We start from the raw sequence: 24,868 nt of genomic DNA on the forward strand, positions 1-24,868 counted from the left end.
TGAAGGTTACTCCTGTTTCAGGGCGCGGATAGGGTCGAGCCGCGCGGCGAGCAACGCGGGATAGAGCCCGGAGAGGATCCCGACCGCAGCGGCAGAGCCGAGCGCCAACAGTACGGCGCCGGGGGTGATCACCACGGGAAAGTCCCGTAAATGGGCGATGATTGCCACGAGTCCGCAGCCCAGGATCAGTCCGGAGAGTCCGCCGATGGTCGTCAGGCAGGTTGCTTCAATCAGGAACTGATTCCTGATGTCCCGGTTCGTGGCACCCACCGCCCGCCGCAGACCTATCTCTTCGGTTCGTTCCCGCACCGCGACCAGCATAACGTTCATGATGCTGATCCCCCCGACAACCAGCGAAATGGCGGCCACCGAAGTGAGCCAGAAAGTCAGCGTGCGGGTTGCTTCGGTCATGCTTTCCTGGATCGCGGTCAGATCGTTGATGAAGAAATCATTGGGTTGGCCGTCCGGAATCCGGTGCTGATGGCGCAAGACCTGCTGAATATCCAGCACGGTTTGCTGGATCCGGCTTGGATCCTTGACCCGCAGATGGGCATAGTGAATCGCCCCAGGGTGGGTCTGGCTCAGGCCAATCACCCGCAGCCGGGCCGTGGCGAGCGGCACCAGGACTTTATCGTCCTGATCGGCGCCGCCGGGGGCCTGTCCCTTGCGTTTAAGCACGCCGATCACCTTAAACGGTGTTTTACCAATCCGGATGGTTTTGCCGATGGCGGCTGTGAGGGGATCAACCGAGCTATCGCTGGTGGCGAACAGCTCCCGGGCAACGGTATGCCCCAGAATCGCGACTTTTCGGGCGCGGGTTGCTTCGCGCTCGGTAAACACGCGTCCCTGAGCCAGCGTCCAACCCCGAAGCTGAAAGTAATCTTGGGTGGTTCCCTGGATCAGGCTGATCCAGTTTCTGGCCTGATACAGCACCCGGCCGTCGGCGTAAATCGACGGTGCCGCAGCCTGTATCTCCGGAACTGCCTGGCGAATGGCTTCAATATCGCGGTCGGTCAGGGTCGGGGTGTGGTGTTCCAGTCGTACACCGCCGTTTTCCAGCATCCCCGGCTCGATAAACAACAAATTGGCGCCCAGGCTTTCGACGCGCTGCAGTACCTGATGCTGGCTACCGGCGCCGACACCAATCACGGTGACCACCGCCGCAACGCCAATCAAAATCCCGAGGATCGTCAGCAGGCTTCGCAGGCGGTGGCGGTAAATCGTGCGCAGCGCATGGGTGAGGTGCAGCCCGGCATACATCATTTGATCCCGTTAACTGTCTCGGCAACCGACGACACGGCTGCTTCTGGGGGATTGGAGATTGATGCGCGGGGCATTGTGTGAAGTGGGGCGGTTGTTTCACGGGTGTATTCCTGAGGCGTGTTTGGCGCTGCTGGGGTCGGGACAGGTTCGGCTTCGGCGTTGATTTCAACAATGGCCGTCATCCCGGGCAGCAGGGATTCGTCCGGATTCTCTGCCAGCAGCACCACGGTATAGGTTACCACGTTGTCGACGATGATCGGAGCGACCCGGATTTGCGTGATCCGGGCTTCAAATTGCCGCTCACCGTAGGCCGGTACGGTGAACACAGCGAGTTGGCCGATTCGGATCAGGCCAATGTCCGCTTCATCAATTCGGGCGTGGATCTCCATTTCCGTCAGGGTACGGGCTATTTTGAATAATTTTGGCGCTTCGAGACTGGCGGCGACGGTTTGTCCGCGCATGACTTCGCGGGAAAGCACCACACCGTCAATGGGCGCACGAATGGTGGTCCGGGCCAGGGCGACGCGGGCTTCTTGAAGCGCGGCTTCCTGATTTCTGACCACGGCCTGAGCCCGGTCCAGCTCGGCACGGGCTATCCAGACCTCAGTTTCGGCTTCATCCAGCGCATTTGCCGATGCGGCGCTGCGTTTGTTGAGGGTTTTGACCCGATCCAGTGAGCGCGAAGACTGACGCAGTGAGGATTTTCGGACATCGACGGTGGCTTTGGCATCAAGCAATGCGGCTTCCGCCTGCCGTAACTGAGCCTCGAAAAATTCCGGATCCAGGCGGGCAATCACTTGGTCGCGATGTACTTTGTCATTGAAATCCACCAGCAGTTCGGTGATCCGCCCGGAGACTTCAGAGCCGACTTCAACCTCGCCAACCGGTTTCAAGCTACCCGAGGCGATGACCAATTGCGCCAGCGTGGGATTCAGTGACAGCCCGGTCGGCTCAGCCCCGGAAAGTGTTTCGTCCAAGACCGGTTGGGAGCGGCCGGCGCTTTGGAAAGAATCGCATGCGGCGAGGAAGAAACAGAATAGCAAAACGACATAGCTGAGCCAGAAAGAATGGGGCATCGGTCTGAATTCTCCATATATTCAGCGGCTGAGAAACGGTGGCTTCTTCCGTGCAGTTCGCGGCAGAATACAGAACTGTCATGCCGACCAGGCGTCGGGATGAGGCAGCGGGCGCTTCAAGCGTCCCGCTGCGATCGGTATGAAAGATCGCGAGGTGAAGGCACGTACGATCTGCCTGCGCAATACTGCGGCTAGCCCCAGTATTTATCGCAGCGTTGCACAACATGTTTATTGTTCTTGTAATCTTTGTCCCGGTATTCATAGGACTTTTTAGAACCATAGTACTTGGTATAACGTTTTTTCGGCTTGTAGTCCTGATACTTGCTGTCTTTATGGACGTAGGTGTTGTAAGACTTTTTCGAAACGGAGCAACTGACTTTCACTTTAGAAGAGATATAACCGGAACTGTGAACGCCATAGTTGCTTTTGGCGTGCACACCTGTGGTCACAAGTGCAAGTGCTGCAAGAAGGCCAACTGTTTTTACATTCATTGTTTCAAATTCCTAATTATTTTATCTAAAGGGCACTCCTGTACGATTCTCTGGTCAATCCGTTTACCACGATATTATTTATAGGTACCCCGGATAGGCTCCGCAAAAATTCAGCGGAAATATCCGTTCCAATCTTGAGACGTCTTTATTGTTTATCAGAAAGGGGTAGATTATTGAGACAAATCGTCGGCAACGAGCGTCCTTTCATCGGTCTGCGTGACCACAGTTCCGGTTGGCGTGCGTCCTTGTTCGACAGGGGCCGTCTCAATACCTAGACTGATCATCAAGAGCCTGCTTTTGCCGCAGGCGAAATCCTGCATGGCTACGCGACCGACAGGCGCTGTTTTATGGCTACACATCCAGCTGATATCCCCAACGAAGAAACGCTTTCGCAACTGCCGGAAAACGGAGGTGGTTACTGGAACCGTTTGGTCTTTGAGCAAAGTCCATATCTGTTACAACATGCCGCGAACCCGGTGGACTGGTACCCCTGGGGCGACGCCGCGTTTGAAAAAGCCAAGCGGGAAAACAAGCCGATCTTTTTGTCGATTGGCTATGCGACATGCCATTGGTGCCATGTGATGGCCCGGGAATCCTTTGAGGACGCTGAAGTCGCGGCGTTGCTGAATCGGGACTATGTAGCGATCAAAGTGGATCGGGAAGAGCGCCCGGATATCGACCATCTACATATGACCGCTTGTCAGGCCATGACCGGCAGGGGTGGCTGGCCGCTTAGCTGTTTTCTGACCCCCGACGGTCAAGTGTTCTATGCCACGACTTATTTGCCGAAGCTGGGAAGCGGGAATCATCCCGGGATGATGGAATTGCTGCCGAGTGTGATGCACGCCTGGCTGACTCAACCGGAGATTCTGCGCAATGGCGCGATGCAGCTCAGCAACCGGTTTCGGGCACTGACGCAGCAGGCGCCGTCGGGAGCACTTGCCAGCCACATTGAAACTCAGGCGTTTGAATGGTTTGAGCAGAACTTCGATCCGTTGAATGGCGGATTTGGCCAGGCACCCAAGTTTCCGTCACCGCATCAGCACCTGTTTTTGCTCCGATACTGGCATCGTCATGGCACGCCACAGGCATTCGCCATGGTCCGGAAATCCTTGCAGGCGATGCGCCTGGGCGGACTGTTTGACCATGTCGGATTTGGTTTTCACCGCTACAGTACGGATAACCGCTGGCTGCTGCCTCACTTTGAAAAAATGCTCTACGATCAGGCGATGTTGCTGCTGGCTTATAGCGAAGCGTATGCAGCCACCGGGGAGACGTTCTACCACCAGACCGCCGGCGAGATTGTCCAGTACCTGACTACTCGCATGCAGCATCCGGGCGGGGGATTCTACAGCGCCGAAGATGCCGATATCGAAGGGGAAGAGGGGAAGTTCTACGTTTGGCGATATGAGGAGTTGAGCCGCATCCTGCCACCGGATGAGTTGACGTGGCTTGCCGGGCAATTTCATATTTTACCGCAGGGGAATTTCCTGGATGAAGCCACGGGTCGTCCGATCGGGGCGAATATCCTGCACCTCACGCGGCTTCCCCGCGAGCTGGCAGCCATTGCCGGCGAATCTCTGCCGGTATGGCAGGATCGTTGGACAGGGATCCGTCATCAGTTGGCCAGCCAGCGAATGCTCCGGGTGCCGCCGCTTTGTGATGACAAAGTGCTGACAGACTGGAACGGTCTGATGATTACTGCGCTGGCCCGCAGTGCCGGGTTGCGCGATGCCCCGGAAGATTTGCAGACTGCCCGGCAGGCCTTTGATTTTGTTTTAAGTCATTTGAACGACGAAACGGATCAGCTCAACAAACGGTACCGTAATGGCAAGTCCGGATTACCGGGCCTGCTGGATGACTATGCTGCTATGATCGGTGCGGCTCTGGCGTTACATCAGGCAACACTGGCATTCTCTTATCTGCGCCAGGCATTGCGTTGGATGGCAGTGGCGATCAATAAGTTCTGGGACCCCAGCCATGGCGGATTCTTCCTGACTGAATCGGATACTGAGTTGGCGGTGCGCGCCAAGGATGGTTACGACGGCGCTTCGCCGTCAGGCAATGCGTTAATGGCCCGGAACCTGGTGATGCTGTATCAGTTGACCGGACAGCGCCGTTGGCGCAATTACTTTGACAGCCTGGTGGGGGCTTTTGCTGATCAGGTGAACGCGTATCCGGCCGGATTCACCCTGTTGCTCAGTGCGCTGGATTGGATGAATCATCCCGGACCGAACCTGGTGCTGGCCGGTCCGGAGCCACTCGAAGCACTGATGGCGCCACTTCGGGGGCGGTATATGCCCAATGCGGTCTGGCTTGGTGTGGACGCGGCACATCAGGCTGAGCTTAGCCAGTTCGCGCCGTTTACTGGCCAGATGGAGACTCGGGAACCCGCTTTGTATGTTTGCCGGGGAACGGCCTGTGAGCTGCCGGTCACCGGACTGGAGCAGATCGCCGCCCGCTTACAAGCCCTGGCGGCAGAGTGTCGTCAGGCGGCGCCATCCGCATGAATTCAGGGCCGCATCGTCCTCAAGACAGCCAAGCGGATCCGCGTGCCGAATTCCATGCACCGGCATCCGATCCTGTCGCAACCGTCTTTGCCTATCACGAGCGCACCAAACATCAGTTTGATCGTTACGCCAGGGCGTTGGGGTATTTGGACTGGGTCAACCAGCCGTGCCCGTTTCGTCACTATGCCGGTAGTCAAACAATCGATTTACCGTTGCCAGAGCAGGACCTGACGCCTGGCTATGACGCCTTTTTTGCCGATCAGGCCATGACGCCACAGTCGGTTCATCCAACCTCGTTGTCCGCCTTCTTCTATTATTCGCTGGCTCTTTCCGCCTGGAAGCGGTATCAGCAGAATCGCTGGTCGCTGCGGGTGAATCCGTCGAGCGGGAATCTGCATCCCACCGAGTGTTATTTAATCGCGAATGCTTTACCCGGTTTCGCTGGACGGCCGGGGATTTATCATTACGCACCGCTGCAGCATCAGCTCGATTGCCGGGCCACATTGACGACTGCGGACTGGCAGGCTCTGATGGCGGAGCTTGCGCCGCGGGGGAGTGCATTGCCGGACGGAACTTTCCTTGTCGCGCTCAGCTCAATTCACTGGCGCGAAGCCTGGAAATATGGTGAACGGGCATTTCGGTACTGTCAGCATGACTGTGGTCATGCGCTGGCTGCACTGACGATCGCCGCCGGTCTGCAAGGCTGGCAACTTCAACTGCTGGAAGGGATCTCGGATCGGGATCTGGCGACCCTGACGGGCCTGGATCGCAAGCAGGATGGTTTTGACCCGACCGAGGTGGAATCGCCGGATTTGCTTGCCGTGGTGACCCCGGCGGGTACGCGCATCCAATCTGGCTGGTTGCCTTTACAAGACCTGATGAACACGATTGCTCATGCCGACTGGCACGGGCAAGCGAATTTGCTCAGTGACGCGCATCATCCCTGGCCTTGGATCGACAAGGTGGCGCAGGCTACACGCAAGCCAACAACAGACTCGGCCCCGGAAACAACAGCCAGCGCTGAGCCGGACAACATGGTTGGCGTTGAGCAGCCGCCGGAGGTCAAGCAGCATTCGGAGATCAAGTCGCAAACCGACCACTCGTCAATCACGGCAGGGCAGATCATTCGCCAGCGCCGCAGTGCGCTGGACATGGATGGTAACACCTACATCAGCCGTCCCCTGTTTTACGCCATCCTCCATCGCACGTTACCGCTCGAAAATCCCCGTTTGTTTGCTGCCTGTCGTTGGCCGCCCCGGGTTCATCTCGGGCTCTTTGTGCACCGTGTCACGGGCTTGCCGCCCGGACTATATGCGCTGGTCAGAGACGTGGCGGTGAACGCACAACTGCGTGAGGCGATGAATCCTGATTTTATCTGGCGAAAACCGACAGACTGTCCGCAATCCTTGCCGTTATATTGTCTCTGTGAGGGCGATGCCCGGGAAGTGTCTGAGCTGCTCAGCTGTCATCAGAGTATCGCCAGCGGCGGCGTGTTCAGTTGCGCGATGCTGGCCGAATTCGAACAACCGATCCGGACGCTGGGACCGTGGTGGTATCGGCGTTTGTTTTGGGAAACCGGGATGATCGGGCAGATGTTGTACCTGGAAGCTGAAGCCAGCGGGATCCGTGCCACCGGGATTGGTTGCTATTTTGATGATCCGGTCCATCAACTGTTCGGGATAAATGATCGCAGTTTTCAGAGTCTGTATCACTTCACCATGGGCGGCCCCGTCGAGGATACGCGTCTGGAAACCCGCGCAGCCTATGAGACCTATTGCCCGGATCAGGACGAGCCCTGAACTCATCAGCTTTGTCTCTGCTGGACATGCAAGCATAATAAAGCAGACAGCAATAAGAATAGATAAGGGATATCATGATGGAAAAAGTGCCGTTCGTGATCAGAACCATGGCCCGAGAAGAGGTTGATCTTGCCATAGAATGGGCCGCTCAGGAGGGATGGAATCCGGGACTCAACGATGCCGCCAATTATTACGCCGCCGATCCGAATGGTTTTTTGATTGGTTTGCTGGGGGATGAGCCGATCGCGACCATCTCGGCCATTCGTTACGATGCTTCATTTGGCTTTATCGGATTCTACATCGTGAAACCGGAATACCGTGGCCAGGGCTACGGCATTCAAATCTGGCAGACTGCGCTGGACTATCTCGAAGGCTGTAACATTGCGCTGGATGGGGTGGTGGCGCAGCAGGACAATTACAAAAAATCTGGTTTTCAACTGGCTTACCGTAATATCCGCTATGAAGGCGTCGGTGGTGGCCGTCATGAGACCGATCCTTTGATTGTTCCTTTGTCTGCGCTCTCTGTGGCTCAAATCCAAACCTATGAGCAAGATTTTTTCCCGGCACCGCGTCCTCAGTTTCTGCAAACCTGGCTCAGCCAGCCTTCGGCGCAGGTGTACGGGGTGCTCAAGGACGGACAACTGGGCGGATATGGCGTGATCCGCGCCTGTCGCTCAGGCTATAAGATCGGCCCTTTATATGCCGATACTCCGGAAATGGCCGGGCAGTTGTTTCGGGCGTTGAAAGCGACGGTGAGTGAGCACGATGCGATTTATCTAGACGTCCCGGAAGTCAATGCGGAGGCCGTGGCGTTGGCAGAACGTGAGCAAATGACGGTTTCTTTTGAAACCGCGCGGATGTATACCCAAATTGAGCCGGAACTGCCGCTCCATCGCATTTATGGCGTGACTTCTTTTGAGATCGGATAAGCGTCTCTGAAGAAAAGGCATTGCAATAGGGATCCGGCTTCGATTGAACGGGCACTCGGATGCCCGTTTTTCGTTCATTCTGGTTGATGTTTCAGGCGAATTGCTGCGAGTTTTGCTTGAGTTTCAGTTTGATCACCGGATAAGCGTTGCCGATGATCACCCCGCATCCCACCAGAACAATCCCGGCAGCCTGAGTCCACTCAATTCTCCCGCCATTGCTTATGCTGATCAGCACGGTAAATACCGGCATCAGGTTAAACAGGGAAGTCACCCGATCCGGGCCCAGATCCCGCGCTCCTTTCAGCCAGAAGTAATAGGCAACCAGCGTGCCGCCAAGCCCCATGTACACCAGAAGCGCGGCATCCTGAGTGGTCATCGCCTGAAAAGCATGGATGGGGGTATCAATGAGGCAGACGATCACTGACATTTGCAACATGCCCAGACTGAGCATCCAGCGCAATTGTTGGCTCAGCGGGACATGCGGGACCCAACGTTTGGCCAGGATGGTGTACAAACAACCGCTGATGAGGGCGATCAGCATGAGTAAATCACCGGGGTTGAAGGCCTGTGAGGTGAACTGACCTTGCGTGATGACCAGCAGGACACCGCCAAAACTGATCAGCGCCCCCAGGATGTGAAACCGGTAAATGTGGGTGTGCAGCAGGATTGCCGAAAGCAAGATACCGGCCAGTGGCATGTTGGCAGCCACAATGGCGGCATTGACCGGCGAGGTATATTGCATCGCATTGAAAATCGCAAAATTTTGGATTAGCACCCCAACCAGCGCAATGAAAAACAGCGCCCCTTTATCCCGGAGGGTCAGGGCAGACTCCGGCCCGGCGCGCATGGCTCTGAGTAACAGCAGGACCAGAGAGGCGACCGCTAGGCGCAGCGTGGCAGCCATGAAAGGAGATATGTCGCCATGAATGGCTTGAATCGCATTGAAATTACTGGCCCAGAAAAAGATGGCGAGCACTACGCCAAGCCAGGTAACGGTAGTTTTAGGCATCATCGACCTCAGGTTTGAATCAGAGGATGAAAGGATATAAATTGCATTTATGATTGTTAACTGACAGCTTTAAGAGGGTTTATCTCAAAAATGAAAGGTCACTCGCTGGACGATCTCCATCTTTTTGTACAGGCGACCCAATACGAGAGCCTGACCCAAGCGGCGGAGCGGTTGAATATTCCCCTGGCTACCCTGAGTCGACGGTTGAAGCGGCTGGAATCGCAGTTGAATTGCCGATTACTGAACCGAAGTGCCCACCATTTTTCACTCACGCGTGATGGCGCCCGCTATCGTCAGTTGTGTGAGCCCTTCATTCATGGCTTAGAGAATGTTCAATCACGGATTGAAGACGATCGACTGGGATTGTCCGGCAAGATTAAGATCTCCGCACCGATCAACATGACCCAAGTTTGGCTCAAGCACTGTATTTATGCGTTTGCCGAGAAACATCCGGATATTCATATCGAGCTGGATGTGCAGAATGAAAAAATTGATTTGCTCTCGAATCAGGTTGATCTCACTTTCCGGGTCGGCGATCGGATCGAGAGCGACTGGATTGCCCGCAAACTGTGGCAGCTACCGTTTAAGTTATGTGCCTCGACCGTGTATCTGGAGCAATATGCGCCAATCACCCATCCGTCTGAACTGGCCCAGCATCGTCTGTTGACGATCACCGCCGATGCCAATTGGGCGATGCAACATCAAACCACAGGCGAGACATTCCAGCTGGATCAAGGGTTTTGTTTCACTTCAAATGATGTACTACTGGTGCGGGATGCTGCCAGCCAGGGGCTGGGGATCGCTTGGATGCCGCCGTACTATTTTGAAGCCCACTCTGAAGTTCGTCACCATCTGGTTCCGGTACTGCCCGACTGGAAAGGGCACGACCGGGAAGTTTATCTGATGTACCGGGATCGGGAACACCGACCCACGAGAATCGAGGCTTTCATACAGCATGTGCTGGCCTGGAAGTCGGATCATTACAGACATTTAGAGATGAACTAAGGCATTTTCGCTGAGTTTGCCGTTCAGCCATGCCGTAAATTGGTTTGCAGCCGGATGGGCCCGGCTTCGCTCCGGGGTGATCAGGTAATACTCCAGACCGGGGAGCGTTGGGGCGGTGGCGTTCATTGCTGGCTCATGCGGCATTGGGACCAGCCAGCCGTTGGCCAGCGGGGTTTCGATCAGCAAGGGGCTGACCAAAGCGATGCCCTGACCGGCAAGGGCGGCCTGGATGATTTGGTTTTCTTCATCGAACTCGCGAATGGTGATGGGGTGGTGATTGGGGAACAGATTTCGGAGCTTTTGTTCATCATACACCGGGGGAAGCGCCGGATTTTTCCACCGGGTGCCCATGACGGTGGCTGGCATGGCCTCTGGCGAGGTGATACTTTGCCAGTACGCCGGTGTTGCATAGCACTGGAGGGATTCACGAAACAGCAGCGATGCCGTGGGATCATGCTCCGGCATAATCCCGTAGCGGATCACCAGATCCACCTGATGCGGGCTGGCCATATCCACCGGCTGATCATCGGCTTTAACCCGGACATCAAGGGTTGGGTGTAAGCTGTGGAACTCGGCCAGATGCGGGACCAGCCACATCGCGGCAAAGGCGGTTGTGGTCCCGATGGTCAGGGGAACGTCGCGACAAGTGATCTCATTGATGGTGTCGGAGAGGGCCCGCAGCATTTGATGGGCGATGCGGGCCAGTTGTTCACCATCCGGGGTTAATACGACGGCGCGGGTATGGCGCTCGAATAGTTTGACCTGAAGCCTCTCTTCCAGTGTGCGGATCTGGTGAGATACAGCCGTGGGGGACACATGCAGCTCCTGGGCCGCCGCTTTAAAACTCAATAATCTCGCAGCAGCCTCAAAGGTCCTGACACTCCTGAGCGGTGGTAATTGCGCAAACATAGCCCCTCTTATAGATGAGATTTTCTCACCTGTCTGAAAATTAATCCCTTTTGTCAAAATGTACTGCGTTGAAGAGAATGACCCTGTTCAGCACATTTTGTTACGACCAATCTGATTCAGTCGTTCTGACTGTGTTCAGTTTGGAATAAGGAGATTACCATATGAAAAAGTTACTTGTTATCGATTCCAGTGCCCGCCAGACAGATCATTCTGTTGCCGGATACAATTCAATTTCGAAACAACTTGGCACCTTGTTTATCGATGAGTGGATGAAGAAAAATCATCAAGACAGGGTTGTCTACCGGGATGTCGGCGCAGCGCCGCCAGCGTTTATCTCGCAAGATTGGATTGCTGCGGTGTTTACCCCGGAGGGGCAACGCAGTGCGGCACAACATCAATTACTAACACTCTCCGATGCTCTGATTGCCGAAGTTGAAGCCGCTGATGTGATCATCATGACTGCGCCGATGTATAACTACGGTATGCCGGCGGCATTGAAAGCCTGGTTTGATCAGGTGATCCGCATCAATAAAACGTTCACCTTTGATCGAAGCCGGGGTGATACACCACTTGAGCCTATCTTTCAGGGGAAGATCCTGGTGCTCCTGACTTCTGCGGGTGAATTCGGGTTTGAACCAGGTGGCAGCCGGGCGCATATGAACCATCTGGGCACTCACATTGAGGTGCTCAGCAAATATCTCGGGGTGAATGCATTTTATGAAATCCGTTCTGAGTATCAGGAGTTCGGCGATGCGCGTCATGAGCAATCGCTGGCTGCGGCCCGGGAAGCCGTGATTGAGCTGGCAGGCCGCTTGCGCGATTGCTAAGCGACCTCAGCTCCGAACCTTGCTGAGCGATCTGAAGCGACAACTGGATGAACGCTTAAGAACAGCAATACCCAAGATCAGCTAGGACTCCCTATCGATATGTAGTAATGTATATAACGCTATTTTTATTGATAAAGAATTCAGGAGTCAGGTTGTGAAAATGTTGAGATCCGGGTTGTTTGCATGTTGTGCGGTATTGGCGGCGGGAAGCGCCTCGGCGGCAGAGAAAGTCACGGTGTTTGCGGCGGCTTCGCTGACCAATGCGATGAAGGAGGTGGCAGCGCTGTATGAGCAGCAAACAGGGACCGGCTCGACGTTGTCGTTTGCATCTTCTTCGGCGCTGGCCCGACAGATTGCTCAAGGTGCTCCGGCCGATATTTATCTCTCCGCCAATGAAAAGTGGATGGACTATGTCGCGCAGCAAGAAGCCATTGAACCCCAGAGCCGCAAAACACTGCTGACGAATCGTCTGGTGATGGTGGCGCCGACAGGGTATCCGGCGGATCAGATTGAAGTCTCGGCCTCCTGGGATCTGACCGCTGCGCTGCAAGGAACGCGCTTGGCGACCGGCGATCCGAATCATGTCCCGGCGGGGATGTATGCCCAGCAATCGCTGGAGAGCCTGGGCCTCTGGCAGCAGGCGATGCCTTTGCTGGCGCGGGCCAATAATGTCCGCTCGGCGTTGTTGCTGGTGGAGCGTCAGGAAGCCCTGCTGGGGATTGTGTATAAAACCGACGCACTGGTGTCGGAGAAGGTGAAGATTGTTGCGGAGCTCCCGGCATCGAGTCATACCCCAATTTCTTATCCGGCAGCGCTGGTGAAGGGGCAGGCCGATGATGCGGTGAAGGCTTACTATGATTTTCTGCAATCGGATCAGGCTCGGGTTATTTTTGAGAAATACGGCTTTGGGGTAGCAGAGCGTGCTCTCTGACTATGAATGGCAGGCGCTGCTGCTGAGCTTGAAGGTTTCCGGTGTTGCGGTCATGGTCAGTCTGCCATTCGGGATTGGTTTTGCCTGGCTGCTGGCCCGACGCCAATTTTTCGGCAAGGCTTTCCTGGATGGGGTGCTCCATCTGCCGTTGGTCCTGCCACCGGTGGTCATTGGCTATTTACTGCTGATTGTACTGGGACGGCAAGGTGTGGTGGGGCAATGGCTCTACCACTGGTTTGGCATCACGTTCAGTTTCAGCTGGCGGGGCGCTGCACTGGCAGTTGCCGTGGTGGCGTTTCCTTTGATGGTCCGTTCAATCCGGCTGGCGCTGGAAAGTGTTGATACCAAGCTGGAACAGGCTGCCCGCACCTTGGGTGCGGGACCGCTCAAAGTCTTCTTGACCATTACATTGCCGTTGACGCTGCCCGGTATTTTTACCGGCACGATTCTGGCGTTTGCCCGGGCGTTGGGCGAGTTTGGCGCCACCATTACCTTTGTCTCCAACATTCCCGGCGAGACTCAAACCATCCCGCTGGCCATGTATTCATTTATTGAAACCCCGGGCGCAGAGAGCGAAGCGGCTCGCTTGTGTGTGATTGCCATCGGGATTGCACTGATCTCTTTGCTGGTGTCTGAGTGGCTGGCCAGATTGGCGCGTAACCGGCTGGAGGCTGCATGCTGACGCTTGAGATTCAAAAGCAACTGGGCAGCCTGACACTGGATGTGAATCTGGAGCTTCCGATGCAGGGGATCACGGCGATTTTCGGCCGCTCCGGCACCGGAAAAACCTCGTTGATCAATGTGATCAGCGGGCTGAGTCAGCCCGATCGCGGGCGCATCCAACTGGGCGAGCATGTGTTATGCGACATTGAACGTGGGGTGTCGCTGCCGCCGGAAAAACGTCGCATTGGTTATGTGTTTCAGGATGCCCGACTGTTTCCGCACTATATGGTGAGCGGGAATCTCACCTATGGCTGTCGGCAGTTTGATCAGACCCATTTTGATGATGTCGTACAATTGCTGGGCATAGAGCATTTGCTGAAGCGTTATCCGGCGTCGTTATCGGGCGGTGAGAAGCAGCGGGTGGCGATTGGCCGAGCACTGTTGAGCCGACCGGACATGCTGCTGATGGATGAGCCGCTGGCCTCGCTGGATTTGCCGCGCAAGCAAGAGCTGATGCCTTATCTGGAATCGCTGGCAAAGCAAGTCAAAATTCCGATTTTGTATGTGACCCACAGTCTGGATGAGATCCTGCGTCTGGCCGACCACATGGTGATGCTGAATCAGGGCAAAGTCGTGATTGCCGGTCATGTGAACAGCGTGTGGGGTTCGGCTGAAATGCGCCCCTGGCTGCCGGCCCGGGAACAAAGTTCATTGATCAGTGCCCGGGTAAATCATCATCACCCCAGATACGCCCTGACTCAGGTGGTGCTCGACGCGAATGCCAGTCTCTGGGTCGGACGCCTGAACCGGGCGCGCGGCGAATGGGTTCGGGTTCGGATCCATGCCAATGATGTGTCCCTGACCAAAGTCCAGCCAAGCCAAACCAGTATTCGCAACATTCTCAAGGCCAGCATCGATAAAGTACTGCCTGCGGATCAGGATCAGCATGTTGCGGTGCGGCTTCGGGTTGGGGAAGCTCGGTTTTGGGCCAACCTGACCTTGTGGGCGGCGGAAGATTTGCAACTGGCCGTTGGCGATGATGTGTTTGCCCAAATTAAAGGGGTGAGTGTCACTCAGGATGACTTGGCATAACTCTACTTGGGCGCAGATCTCACGCCGCCTCTGAAACGTTGCGTGACAGGGCGCAGGAGATAAGCCGGATGAATGCATCCGGCTTTTTGTTATCTGTATTTTGTCGCCATAACAATATTTCAACAAATAAATGTCAGCACAATATAAAAACTTGCCATAAATAAAAACGTCAAAAAAATAATTACTGTGATTTTTTTGTGACCCGTAAAGTTATATGTTCTCAATTCCCGTCATTGATTACTTCGTTAGGTTTTATTACGTGTCTAACGAGCAGAAAAAATATGTCTGGTTTACTTTCACTGATTGTCTGCTGGACTGTACATTAGAAGAAGTATGGTGCTGTGATTTTATCTGACTGTTTTGTTTGGTATTAAAGCTGGAGTTGTTCAAAAAATACACAGAAAAGATTTGTCAAAAGTCTGTCAGAATGGATAAAAAGTAATCGTTGCATATTGCCGTGTTCAGCATCCGGTCAGTATATTGTTTCGCACATTAAGGTTATCCGAGCATTTGCTCAGCTAATAATATTGCTTTCATAATAGACTTTTTTGCGAATCGAATAGCATCTAAGTGTATTTTGAAAACATAAATTCAACATATTAACTGGATGTACCCATGCGAACACTAGCACTCTTAATTCTTTCTTCGTTATTAGTTACAGGTTGTGGCGGCTCAGGTGGCGGCTCCGGCGAAAGTACAACGTCTAGCGGTAATTCCGGTAATGGTTCAGCCATTTCAGGCGACAACGGGTTTGATAACAGCTCAAATAGTTCGAGCACCTCGGGCAGCGGCTCTAACGCCGGTAATAGCGGTAGCACGGACAGCGGTGACAGTGCTTCAAATGGTGACTTCGCCGAGCAAATGCTGGCGGCAGTGAATGCGGCCCGTGCCGAAGCGCGTGACTGTGGTGGTCAGATGATGCCAGCGGTTCCTGCGCTGACTTGGGATTACTCGCTGGAGCAAGCCGCGTTCGTTCACTCCAGCAACATGGCAAACTATAACTTCTTCAGCCATACGGGACTCAATGGTGATTCACCAAGTGATCGTGTGACGGATCAAGGTTACAGCTGGTCAGCAACCGGTGAAAACATTGCCGCAGGTCAGAAGTCGATCGCTGAAGTGATGGATGGCTGGCTGAAGAGCCCGGGTCACTGTAAGAACATCATGGGCGCAAATTATACGCAAATGGGGGCGTCTTCCGTGACTAACTCCAGTGCGCAATACGGCATTTACTGGACTCAGGTGTTTGCCCGTCCGCGTTAATTTGCTGTAAATCACGCAGAATGAAAGAAGATCGCCGTCAGTCCACTTGGGCTTGCGGCGATTTTTTTATGGCTGGCTTTTGATGACTGGTTTTTTCTGATTGGTCTTTCATGACTGGCCAGTCGCCACGGGTGTGTCGGCCTGTGCCTGGCAAGTGCGGTCAAAATGGCGAATTTGCTCCAGCAGCCAGTGTGGATCATCGAGCGGTAAGTCATGACCTGCGCAAGGGTGCAACACCAGCGGAACTTGCCAGCGGGTCGCCAACATCTGACTGCAACTGACATCGACCAGCTGATCCTGGCGGGAGGCAACCAGCAAAGTGGGTTTGGTCGGTGAGACCCGGGCGTTAAAGCGGGCGGCAGCAGACAGCTGTATCAAGGCGTTTGAACGGTTCACCGGAAACTCTTGGCGCCAGCGGATCCACTGTTCGAGCTCCGCCTGGTGCTGCTCTGGGAAGTTTGAGGTTAGCTGCATGATGGTGGCTTCCTGAACAGCCGGCGGGCTGAATAGGGTGCGGCCAATCCGGGGCAGTTGTCGCCAGTTTAAACGGCGATAAAAGGGCGAATAAGGTCGAACACTGGTGTTGATCAACACCGCCGAATGGATTTCATTCGGGTAACCCGTCATCCAGTCCAGCGCAATCATTCCCCCCATGGAGATGGCAATCAGATCAATCTCATCCGTCTCATCCATCTCATCTATCATCGTGTCGTGCAGGTGTAGCTGACCGCGTAGATCATTGACCATGGCCCGGATACTGCCGGGGGACTGAGCCTGATAACGTGCCCCGTTGCCCGCCAGATCCAGACAAATGACCTGACGCTGCGGATAGTGTTGACACAACAGGGGGTAAAACGCGCCCCAGTGGCGTTGTTCGCGCAGTAGTCCTCGTAACAGGACCAGCGGACGAGATGAGACGGAGCGGCGCGTCGTTGGAGTGGAGGGCGGGCTGTGGTCCATGGCGGCGTCCTACGATAGTAATGAGAACTTACAGGCTTTGAGTTTACAGGCTTAGACTGAGCGGTGATGCGTCGGGATACCACAAGGCTCTGGCGGTGTCGGCATGACGCTGGCTGCTCTCCCCTTGATACCATGACGGATAAGCATAGGTCGCATTGATTAAAAACTCCATCAGCGTCAGATGGGTCCGCAACACCCGCTGGATACGATGTGGCTTCATGGGATGGAAAAGCCCCAGCCGGTCAATGAGCTGGAGCGGATTTTTACGCACCCAGCGCCAGGAACCCATTTCCAGGGTGATCGGCAGCAGATGAGTTCCGTTGGCTTCGGAGCGATCATACAGGTAGTCCCATAAATCCCCGTGGCAGGTGTAATGTAGGGCCTGGGGCTCAAAAATATAGTTTTGGTGCGGATAAGCGTTGAAAAACAGTTCTTTGAGGTGATAAACGTCGCCGATTTTTCGCATCGGCTGGGTCCGGCTTTTGGCATAGGGGAACCATAGCCGGTCTTTGCTGCCGAAACCGGAATGGCAATCCAGCGCCAGGGTCAGCGGGCGGTGCGCGGCTTCCAGGCTGATCAAATCAACCAGGGCCTGGGCTTCGGCTTCCATGGCATGTCCGAGATCCCCGCGATACCAGGGAAGATGTTTACTCAGCCGGTGGCCGCCCACCAGCCAGGCGGTTGGTTCCTGGCTGTCGAGGGGCGCATTACGCATCAAATCGACATGGTTGCCGTTGGAGCGATAGCGTTTCGCCATCCCCACCGGGTTGAGCAGCGGCAGGAACACCAGCCGAATGGCCTGGAGTTTCAGCTGCAGGGCGCTATCCCAGTGCAGTCGCTGGCACAGGCTGTTCATAAAAGAGATCACGACTTGCGAACCAATGCGTTCCAGTCCGTGAACGCCGCCGACAATCACCAGCCCTGGCGCCTCTGGATCCGGATTTCCGAGACTCACGGCGTAGAGTGGAATGGGTTGAGAATCAAGGTTGACGGTGGTGAGCTGGCGGGTTTCGACGGGCACTGCGCGAATATGGGGAAGCTGGTGTTTGATCAGCGCTTCCAGCTGGCCAAGTTCGGGCAGGCGGGCGTAGAGCATGGATGCGTGCAAATTCTGCCTCCCGAGGCGTATCCTTTGGGGTTTCCTCCTCCGGTGTCGGGGAGGAGAGCGTGACGTCCTTTGAATGATTTTAGGATGCGGGCAGAGTTTGACGCGAATATTTCAGTCAGGTAACAGTTTTATCTCCGGCGCTGGCTCTGTGGGGAGAGAGCTGCGCCGGGCGGATGCTGGGTGCGTTGGTTAACCCATTTTACGGTTGGCCTTAATCGCGGCTTCTAATAAATATTGTTGTACGCCGATGACCCATTGCGGCCGGTTGATATAGCGGCTGATCAGGTAAAAAGGGATCAGGAATACAAAGAGTGGCACGGACTCGTGGAGAAACGTCGAGGCAATCGCATCCTCATGCGAAAAATGGGTGAGGATTGCCAGAACGCCGAAAATACTGCCGAGCGTGACCAAAATTGCAGACAGGATCATGGTTATTCCCAGCAGATCCCGTAAGTAAAGTTTGGACGCAGTCATGATGATTCCCTCAAAAAAATAACGTTCAGTCCGTAAATCATACGCCCAAATGCACTTTGATATGTGATGTGTATCACACTCAAAAAATGCCGGGGAGGGAAAAAATTAATTCGTTGATTTAAAACAAATGATGACAACTTCGCGGGGGCGCTACAGCGCCCATTTGAATGCCTGGTGAAACTGAGCCTTGCCGTTACTGCCTATCAGCTGGCCGTGGGAAAGGATAATACGGTCAAAGGGCCAGGTCAGCACTTCCTGTAAGGACTGACGTAAGCGGGTTTTGTCTTTGAAAGTGATTCGCAAGTACAGCGGCATTGCCGGAGACTTAAAGCAGCCGTTCAGCAGTCCCAGCCCGATGGCGAGCGGGTGGGTTGAATTGCCGAGCCAGGCGAGGGTATCGCCGACAATCAGGGTTTGGGATTGCGGATCGCAAAACAGCACTTCTTCCATTTTATCGCTGCCGCGCAACAGGGTTTGATACAACTGATGGCGCCATAGCTCTGGTGTGGATGCACCCAGGGCATCATCGAAGACTAAATCTGTGCGTTTGTTTTGCAACCCGGGCGGCGCGAAAAAATAGGCGTTCGGGTAAGCCAGCCACCACTCCGACAGAAACAAATGATGGTTCATATTGGGGCTGACAATCGCATGGACCTGCCCAAGTTTGGATAACTCCAACTGAAGCTTGGTGGTCAGCTGCACCGGGGAGTGGATAAAGAGTTTGTTGTCGTTTAGCCGGATCACGGTCATTCGGGCACCAACAGGAATGCCGTTCACTTTGAACGGCATATCCTGGTACCAGATCCGGTTGGTGCTCCATTCGTTCATCGGTCATCCTTAACCTGTTCCAACGTCTGATCGGTCGACTTGTTCTTGTGCGATCAGAACCCCATTAGTTTCAACAGATTTTCCGCTGTCTCGATCGCCTGCTGGCGATTGGCAATGTTCAGTTTCTGATAGAGGTTTCGGATATGAGTTTTGATCGTTGTCGAGGCAACATCAAGCTCAGACGCAATTTGCTCGTTACTATAACCAGTGTAGATCAGTCCCAGGACCTGCCATTCCCGTTGCGTCAGCGGACTGGTCCGGATCAGCTCCGGAACATCCGGCAGGTTCAGTAGTTTCTCGACGAAATTCTCGTCGAAATGGACTGAGCGGTTGCGCTCTTTGCTGGTCATTTCTCGCAGGAGCTGACGGGCCCGATGCAATTCCAGTTCACTCAGACGTTTACTGTCGACTAGCTCTTGCAACAAGTCACTGATCTCCCCACCGTCACATAAAAAGATCCCGACCATGCCGGTACTGTTGGTCAGGACCAGGGCTTCATGCAGATGGGCCAGGGCCTGTGCCCGGTCATTCTGACGCTTGCTCAGGACGGCCTGCACCACCAGGTTGCGGTTCTTGTCTGTGATCAGATTATGCTTATCACAGCTGTCCAGCAACATGTCGAGGATCCGCTGTGCGCGCTCCAGTTCACCGACATTCACGCAAGCGCGGGCGATGTTGCGCCATTGCAATTGCTGGAAGTGGTTACAAGCGGCTTCCGGCTCTTCGGCGTTCTCCAGCCAGGACTGGATGCTGTCGATATCGCTTTTCAGCTGCCAGTAGAACAGGTTGGCCAGATCGGTATTGGCACGCCAGTCGATGTGGTACACCGAGCGATCCATCATGCTGTTACATAAGTCCAGATACCGAGCGGCTTTGTCCTGCTCGCCACGGGTAACGGCAATTCGGGCCAGCATCGAATAGGCGTGAAGTGATTTGGTTTCATCAAACGGCGCCAGCACTTCCAGGCTCTTCTGGGCGGCTTCCTCAGCCTCGTCAAGTCGGTTCCAGCACCACAGAATTTGTGCTCGTAAGCGGAGCAGGAATTCATGCAGCGGCACTTGCTGCAGGTGCTGCTCTTTCACCAGTTTGAATGCCTGATCCAACAGTTCAAAGGCGGACTGGACAAAGCCCTGAGCCAGCAGAATTTCACTCTGCTGCAGAATCGCCCACAGTGCCTGGTGGTAGACATGATACTGACGGGCCATCTTTTCGGTCTGCTGCATCATCGGCAGGGCACGACTGAGGTTACCGAGGCAATGATGCACTTCGCCAACCACGGAGGTCGCGACAATCCGGCTGCGGTAGGTGGTGGACGGCAGCTGACCGAGGGCTTGCTCGGAGAGCACCAGCGCATCTTCCGGTTTGCTCTGGTTGATGGCCACCTGGGCACGCAGGGCGTTGAACTCGCCTTGCAGGGCCTCGTCGAGTACCACATTGTGTTTTTGCATCTGGGCTTCGGCTTCGGCAATCAATTCACCGACATCATTGTAACGGTGCTGGCTCTGCATCAGCCACAGGCGCAGCAGGGCAAGGCGTGGGGTGCTGAACACTTGCTCCCGGTCGAGCAGGGCAATGCTGTCTTCGAGGAGATTCAGCTCGCCATGGTGGAACATCTCCCAGCCAAACTCCGTCAGAATATGCACACTGAGCTCTTTATCTTCGATTTTCAGCGCATGGAGCAGAGCTTGCTGGGGAGAGTTCTGTTTCAGCCAGGCTTTTGCCGCCAGGGAATGCAGCTCGGCGCGCTGCTGCGGAATTTGCGAGTAGCGTTGGTGGCGCAAGAACTCGGCAAACAGGTTGTGGAAGCGGTACCAGTTGTTATCGCCTTCCAGCGTATTGAGGAACAGGCCGAAGCGATTGAGGGATTCCAGCATCGCCAGGGCGTCGGTGCGGCCGGTCAGCTCTTGGACCAGTTCCGCATTGAACATATCCAGCACGGAGCATTGCAGCAGGAATTGCTGGGTTTCCCGATCCAGCTGATCAAAGACTTCTTCGGCCAGGTAATCCCACAGGTGGCCGCGATTAAAGCTGGCCATGGACACCGCTGATTCCACCAGGTTGTTCGGTTTTTGCTGGGCATGGAGCGCAATCAGCTGCAAGGCTGACGGCCAGCCTTCGACTTGCTCGCGCAGGGTGGTCAGTACATCGGACTCCACGCTGGTGGTTACCCGCTTGTCAAAAAAGCGCCGGGTTTCTTCTTCATCAAACGCCAGCAGGTGGTTATCCACCTCTATGAGCTGATCGCGTACCCGTAAGTTTGCTGTGCCCAGCGGTGGCAGGGTCCGGCTGGTCACCACTAAAGTCAGATTGTCCGGCATGCTTTTCAGGAAGAAGCGCATGCCGTCATGAATATCATCATTGTTGATGACGTGATAGTCATCGAGGACCAGATAGGTTTGTTGGTGGTATTCGCCGAGTTCGCCGAAAAGTTCGCTGAACAGGGTCGAAAGGCAGGCAAACTGGCGGCGTTCGGCCATCGCCTGGGTTTTCAGGCAGGCATTGCCGGTTGCTTTGTTGATGGCCTGAAGCAGGTAATTGGCGAACCGGAAGGTCTCGTTGTCGTTTTCATCGATACTGAACCAACCGGTGTGCGAATGTTCATTCAGCCATTGGGCCGCCATGGTCGTTTTACCGTAGCCGGCCGGAGAGCGAAATAACACAAGACGATAAAAAGGTGCCTGTTCAAGGGTTTCCAGCAAACGAGGACGCAAAATCGCATTATGAAGGCGTGCCGGACGGGTGAGTTTCGAAGGTATCCACATAGTCTTGTTGTCTTTGTAAGGTTTCAGGAATGAGCAATCGTAATTCGGGCTTTTTGGTTCTTTTTATTGTGATATCAGCCAACTTATTAAAATTTGATCTACGCCATAACTTTACCCGGCTTCATGTTTAATTCAGCAATTGTATGCCCTCTCATCCCTAAAATTATGAGAGCTATCACATATATTGAATATTTCACCAAAGATTAAGACCGCAGTTGCGCATCTGATTTAAGCTGGGTTTGTGAATCATGTTGCATTTGGTTTTCTTCGGCAGTCGCCCTCCGCCTCGAAACTTTGCAGAACGTCACAGAAAGGGAGGGTTCGGATGAACTACGCCCCTGCCACTCCTCCCTCATCCTCCGTTTTGCGGGAGGATGTTTTTAGGGGGGAACGAAGGCAACATGGACATCAGTTGGAAATCATCCTAGAGCGAGATTGAGCCATGTCTATGAATGGTCAGACAAAACAATTCGATAAGGCAGCATTCAAAGCAGCTGTCGAGAAACACCTTTCCACCACCTATGCCCATACTGCCGAGACAGCAACAACGCGGAGCTGGTACCTGGCGATGGGCCGTGCCTTGGCAGAAATCAGTACCAGCAGTCTGCTGGCGACGGAACAGAAGTTGGCCGCAGAAAATGCCCGCAGCGTGAACTACCTGTCGCTTGAATTTCTGATCGGCCGCCTGACCGGGAACAACCTGATCAGCATGGGTTTGTATGAGAACGTTGCTGAGGCAATGGAAGAGCTGGGTCAGAACCTGACGGATCTGCTGGAAGAAGAGCGCGATCCGGCGTTGGGTAATGGTGGTTTGGGACGCCTGGCGGCTTGTTTCATGGACTCACTGGCTGCTCAGGAATTTCCGGCAGTGGGTTACGGCCTGCACTACGAGTATGGCTTGTTCCGGCAGTCGTTTGTCGATGGTCGCCAGATGGAAGCCCCGGATGCGTGGCGTGGTCTCGAAGGCTACCCGTGGGAAGTACTGCGTCCTGAATTGTCGCAAACCGTGAGCCTGTACGGTCATGTAGAGACTTACACGGACGAGCAAGGCAATGCTTGCCGTCGCTGGGTACCGGGGATGACGGTTGAGGGTGTGGCCTGGGATCTGCCGATTGTTGGTTACGACAATCAGAGTGTTTACCCACTGCGTTTGTGGGAATGCCGTTCCAATGCACCGTTTAACCTGGCGCGTTTCAATGACGGTGACTATGTGGGTGCTCAATATCCTGCACTGGAAGCCGGGAACGTCACCAAAGTGCTGTATCCGAACGACAATCACGACCAGGGTAAAGCGCTGCGCCTGATGCAGCAGTATTTCCACTGCGCCTGTTCGGTAGCGGATATCCTTCGCCGTCATATCGGGGCAGGGAACACCATTGAAGATCTGGCCAAGCTGGAAACCATTCAGCTGAACGATACCCACCCGACGATCGCGATCCCGGAACTGATGCGTATTTTGATCGATGAATACAAGCTGGGTTGGGATGCGGCGTGGGCGATTTCCTCGAAGACGTTTGCCTATACGAACCATACCCTGCTGCCGGAAGCACTGGAGACCTGGAGCGAGTCGCTGATCGCTGAGATGCTGCCACGTCACATGGAAATCATCTTCGAAATCAACCATCGTTTCATGAAGCTGGTCGAGCAAACCTGGCCGGGTAACAATGAAGTCAAGCGCAAGCTGTCGATTATTCAGGAAGGCCCGCAGCGCATGGTGCGTATGGCGAACCTGTGTGTGGTCAGCACCTATGCCGTGAACGGCGTCGCAGCGCTGCACTCTGATCTGGTGAAACGCGATCTGTTCCCTGAGTTCAACGAACTGTTTCCGGGCCGCCTGACCAACGTCACCAACGGTGTCACACCGCGTCGCTGGATTAAATACTGTAACCCGGGCCTGTCTGCGCTGATCAGCGAGAAAGTGGGTGAGGACTGGCCGTTGAAGCTGGAGAAAGTGGCTGGTCTAGAGAAGTTTGCTGACGATGAAGCGTTCCAGAAACGTTACATGGCCGTGAAGAAAGAGAACAAGCAGCGCCTGGCCGACTGGGTGAAAGAGAACATGGATATCGACCTCGATACCAATGCGATCTTTGATATCCAAATCAAGCGTCTGCATGAATACAAGCGTCAGCACCTGAACCTGCTGCACATTCTGTCGCTGTATCACCGCCTGATCAACGATCCGACGTTTGACATGCACCCGCGCGTGTTCTTCTTCGGTGCCAAGGCAGCGCCGGGCTACGCGCTGGCAAAAGACATCATCTTTGCCATTAATCAAGTGGCAGAGAAGGTGAATCATGACCCGCGTCTGAAGGGCAAACTGAAAGTCGTCTTTATCCCGGATTACCGCGTCAGCCTGGCAGAAATCCTGTTCCCGGCAGCCGATGTCTCCGAGCAGATTTCCACCGCCGGTAAAGAAGCATCCGGTACCGGGAACATGAAGTTCGCGATGAATGGTGCTCTGACTATCGGCACCATGGACGGTGCGAACGTTGAAATGCGTGAAGAAGTCGGTGACGACAATATCTTTATCTTCGGCCTGTTGGTCGACGAGGTACAAAAACTAAAACAAGAGGGCTACGACCCTTACCGCTACTACCATGCAGATAGCCTGCTTCGTGCGGCGCTGGATGTCTTGGAGACCGATGAGTTCACCCCTGGGTATCCGGGCCAGCTGGCTGCGATTCGCCAGAATCTGCTGGAGGGTGGCGACCCTTACCTGGTGCTGGCTGACTTTGCGGATTACGTGAAAACACACGAGAAGATTGATGCGGAGTACCGCGATCAGAAAACGTGGGCACGGAAAGCCATCCTCAATACAGCCCTGATGAGCAAATTCAGCTCAGACCGGAGTATCCGCGATTATGCGAATAACATCTGGAAACTGGCACCGGTGAGCCGTTAAGCCACCTTGTGGTGATGACGTCTGAAAAGATATCAGCAATGACCCTAACATCGTAGCGGCCGCAAGG

Annotated in this window: 20 protein-coding genes; 10 read left to right on the plus strand and 10 right to left on the minus strand. The window is 54.6% G+C overall.

What is annotated here, in order from left to right; translation table 11 throughout:
• Positions 1–6 precede the first annotated feature (6 nt).
• The 3 genes from NH461_RS17485 to NH461_RS17495 all read right to left on the minus strand — a co-directional run bounded on the left by NH461_RS17485 (position 7) and on the right by NH461_RS17495 (position 2,830).
• A complete protein-coding gene (locus NH461_RS17485; RefSeq protein WP_261603897.1) occupies positions 7–1,263 on the minus strand; it encodes an ABC transporter permease in 1,257 nt (418 codons plus the stop codon).
• The gene (locus NH461_RS17490; protein ID WP_261603898.1) at positions 1,260–2,339 is read right to left on the minus strand and encodes an efflux RND transporter periplasmic adaptor subunit; all 1,080 of its coding nucleotides are present in this window, start codon (positions 2,337–2,339) and stop codon (positions 1,260–1,262) included. The genes NH461_RS17485 and NH461_RS17490 overlap by 4 nt, the downstream gene beginning before the upstream one ends.
• A gap of 191 nt (positions 2,340–2,530) precedes the next feature.
• Positions 2,531–2,830 carry a hypothetical protein gene (locus NH461_RS17495; RefSeq protein ID WP_261603899.1) on the minus strand — a complete coding sequence of 100 codons (300 nt, stop codon included), beginning with the start codon at positions 2,828–2,830 and terminating at the stop codon, positions 2,531–2,533.
• 347 nt (positions 2,831–3,177) lie between these two features.
• Between NH461_RS17495 and NH461_RS17500 the strand changes: the two genes are divergently transcribed.
• The 3 genes from NH461_RS17500 (at position 3,178) to NH461_RS17510 (ending at position 8,068) form a co-directional block, all read left to right on the plus strand.
• Positions 3,178–5,340 carry a thioredoxin domain-containing protein gene (locus tag NH461_RS17500; protein ID WP_261603900.1) on the plus strand — a complete coding sequence of 721 codons (2,163 nt, stop codon included), beginning with the start codon at positions 3,178–3,180 and terminating at the stop codon, positions 5,338–5,340.
• Positions 5,337–7,139, plus strand: a complete 1,803-nt coding sequence (locus NH461_RS17505) for a SagB/ThcOx family dehydrogenase (protein WP_261603901.1) — start codon at positions 5,337–5,339, stop codon at positions 7,137–7,139. The genes NH461_RS17500 and NH461_RS17505 overlap by 4 nt, the downstream gene beginning before the upstream one ends.
• 74 nt (positions 7,140–7,213) lie before the next feature.
• Positions 7,214–8,068 (plus strand): GNAT family N-acetyltransferase, encoded by an 855-nt coding sequence (locus NH461_RS17510; RefSeq protein ID WP_261603902.1) that lies wholly within the window; start codon positions 7,214–7,216, stop codon positions 8,066–8,068.
• 91 nt (positions 8,069–8,159) lie between these two features.
• Here NH461_RS17510 and NH461_RS17515 read toward each other — a convergent pair whose 3' ends face one another.
• Positions 8,160–9,080, minus strand: coding sequence for a DMT family transporter (locus NH461_RS17515; RefSeq protein ID WP_261603903.1), 921 nt, complete (start codon positions 9,078–9,080; stop codon positions 8,160–8,162).
• Positions 9,081–9,167: 87 nt separating this feature from the next.
• Here NH461_RS17515 and NH461_RS17520 point away from each other — a divergent pair, with 87 nt between their 5' ends.
• Positions 9,168–10,082 (plus strand): LysR family transcriptional regulator, encoded by a 915-nt coding sequence (locus NH461_RS17520; RefSeq protein WP_261603904.1) that lies wholly within the window; start codon positions 9,168–9,170, stop codon positions 10,080–10,082.
• Here NH461_RS17520 and NH461_RS17525 read toward each other — a convergent pair.
• The gene (locus NH461_RS17525; RefSeq protein WP_261603905.1) at positions 10,068–10,991 is read right to left on the minus strand and encodes a LysR substrate-binding domain-containing protein; all 924 of its coding nucleotides are present in this window, start codon (positions 10,989–10,991) and stop codon (positions 10,068–10,070) included. The two genes, NH461_RS17520 and NH461_RS17525, sit on opposite strands and share 15 nt — an antisense overlap.
• Before the next feature lie 161 nt (positions 10,992–11,152).
• Between NH461_RS17525 and NH461_RS17530 the strand changes: the two genes are divergently transcribed.
• The 5 genes from NH461_RS17530 (at position 11,153) to NH461_RS17550 (ending at position 15,767) form a co-directional block, all read left to right on the plus strand.
• Positions 11,153–11,818, plus strand: coding sequence for an FMN-dependent NADH-azoreductase (locus NH461_RS17530; protein WP_261603906.1), 666 nt, complete (start codon positions 11,153–11,155; stop codon positions 11,816–11,818).
• Positions 11,819–11,978: 160 nt separating this feature from the next.
• Complete coding sequence (gene modA / locus NH461_RS17535; RefSeq protein WP_261604567.1) at positions 11,979–12,749, plus strand: molybdate ABC transporter substrate-binding protein; 771 nt, start codon at positions 11,979–11,981, stop codon at positions 12,747–12,749.
• On the plus strand, positions 12,739–13,431 hold the full coding sequence (modB, locus tag NH461_RS17540; protein ID WP_261603907.1) for a molybdate ABC transporter permease subunit: 693 nt from the start codon (positions 12,739–12,741) through the stop codon (positions 13,429–13,431). The genes modA and modB overlap by 11 nt, the downstream gene beginning before the upstream one ends.
• A complete protein-coding gene (modC, locus tag NH461_RS17545; RefSeq protein ID WP_261603908.1) occupies positions 13,425–14,504 on the plus strand; it encodes a molybdenum ABC transporter ATP-binding protein ModC in 1,080 nt (359 codons plus the stop codon). The genes modB and modC overlap by 7 nt, the downstream gene beginning before the upstream one ends.
• Before the next feature lie 615 nt (positions 14,505–15,119).
• Positions 15,120–15,767 carry a CAP domain-containing protein gene (locus tag NH461_RS17550; protein ID WP_261603909.1) on the plus strand — a complete coding sequence of 216 codons (648 nt, stop codon included), beginning with the start codon at positions 15,120–15,122 and terminating at the stop codon, positions 15,765–15,767.
• Positions 15,768–15,875: 108 nt separating this feature from the next.
• Here NH461_RS17550 and NH461_RS17555 read toward each other — a convergent pair whose 3' ends face one another.
• From NH461_RS17555 to malT, 5 genes are all read right to left on the minus strand, one after another.
• Positions 15,876–16,727, minus strand: coding sequence for an alpha/beta fold hydrolase (locus NH461_RS17555; protein ID WP_261603910.1), 852 nt, complete (start codon positions 16,725–16,727; stop codon positions 15,876–15,878).
• Between the two features lie 43 nt (positions 16,728–16,770).
• On the minus strand, positions 16,771–17,835 hold the full coding sequence (locus NH461_RS17560; protein ID WP_261603911.1) for a M14 family zinc carboxypeptidase: 1,065 nt from the start codon (positions 17,833–17,835) through the stop codon (positions 16,771–16,773).
• 189 nt (positions 17,836–18,024) lie between these two features.
• Positions 18,025–18,309 carry a D-fructose-6-phosphate amidotransferase gene (locus NH461_RS17565; RefSeq protein ID WP_261603912.1) on the minus strand — a complete coding sequence of 95 codons (285 nt, stop codon included), beginning with the start codon at positions 18,307–18,309 and terminating at the stop codon, positions 18,025–18,027.
• Between the two features lie 150 nt (positions 18,310–18,459).
• Positions 18,460–19,137 (minus strand): DUF4336 domain-containing protein, encoded by a 678-nt coding sequence (locus NH461_RS17570; RefSeq protein WP_261603913.1) that lies wholly within the window; start codon positions 19,135–19,137, stop codon positions 18,460–18,462.
• 53 nt (positions 19,138–19,190) lie between these two features.
• Entirely contained in the window at positions 19,191–21,899 is a 2,709-nt protein-coding gene (gene malT, locus NH461_RS17575; protein WP_261603914.1) for an HTH-type transcriptional regulator MalT, read from the minus strand.
• 442 nt (positions 21,900–22,341) lie between these two features.
• Here malT and NH461_RS17580 point away from each other — a divergent pair, with 442 nt between their 5' ends.
• The gene (locus NH461_RS17580) at positions 22,342–24,801 is read left to right on the plus strand and encodes a glycogen/starch/alpha-glucan phosphorylase (protein ID WP_261603915.1); all 2,460 of its coding nucleotides are present in this window, start codon (positions 22,342–22,344) and stop codon (positions 24,799–24,801) included.
• Positions 24,802–24,868: the final 67 nt, after the last annotated feature.

Source organism: Photobacterium sp. TY1-4 (genome assembly GCF_025398175.1).
GTDB lineage: Bacteria > Pseudomonadota > Gammaproteobacteria > Enterobacterales > Vibrionaceae > Photobacterium.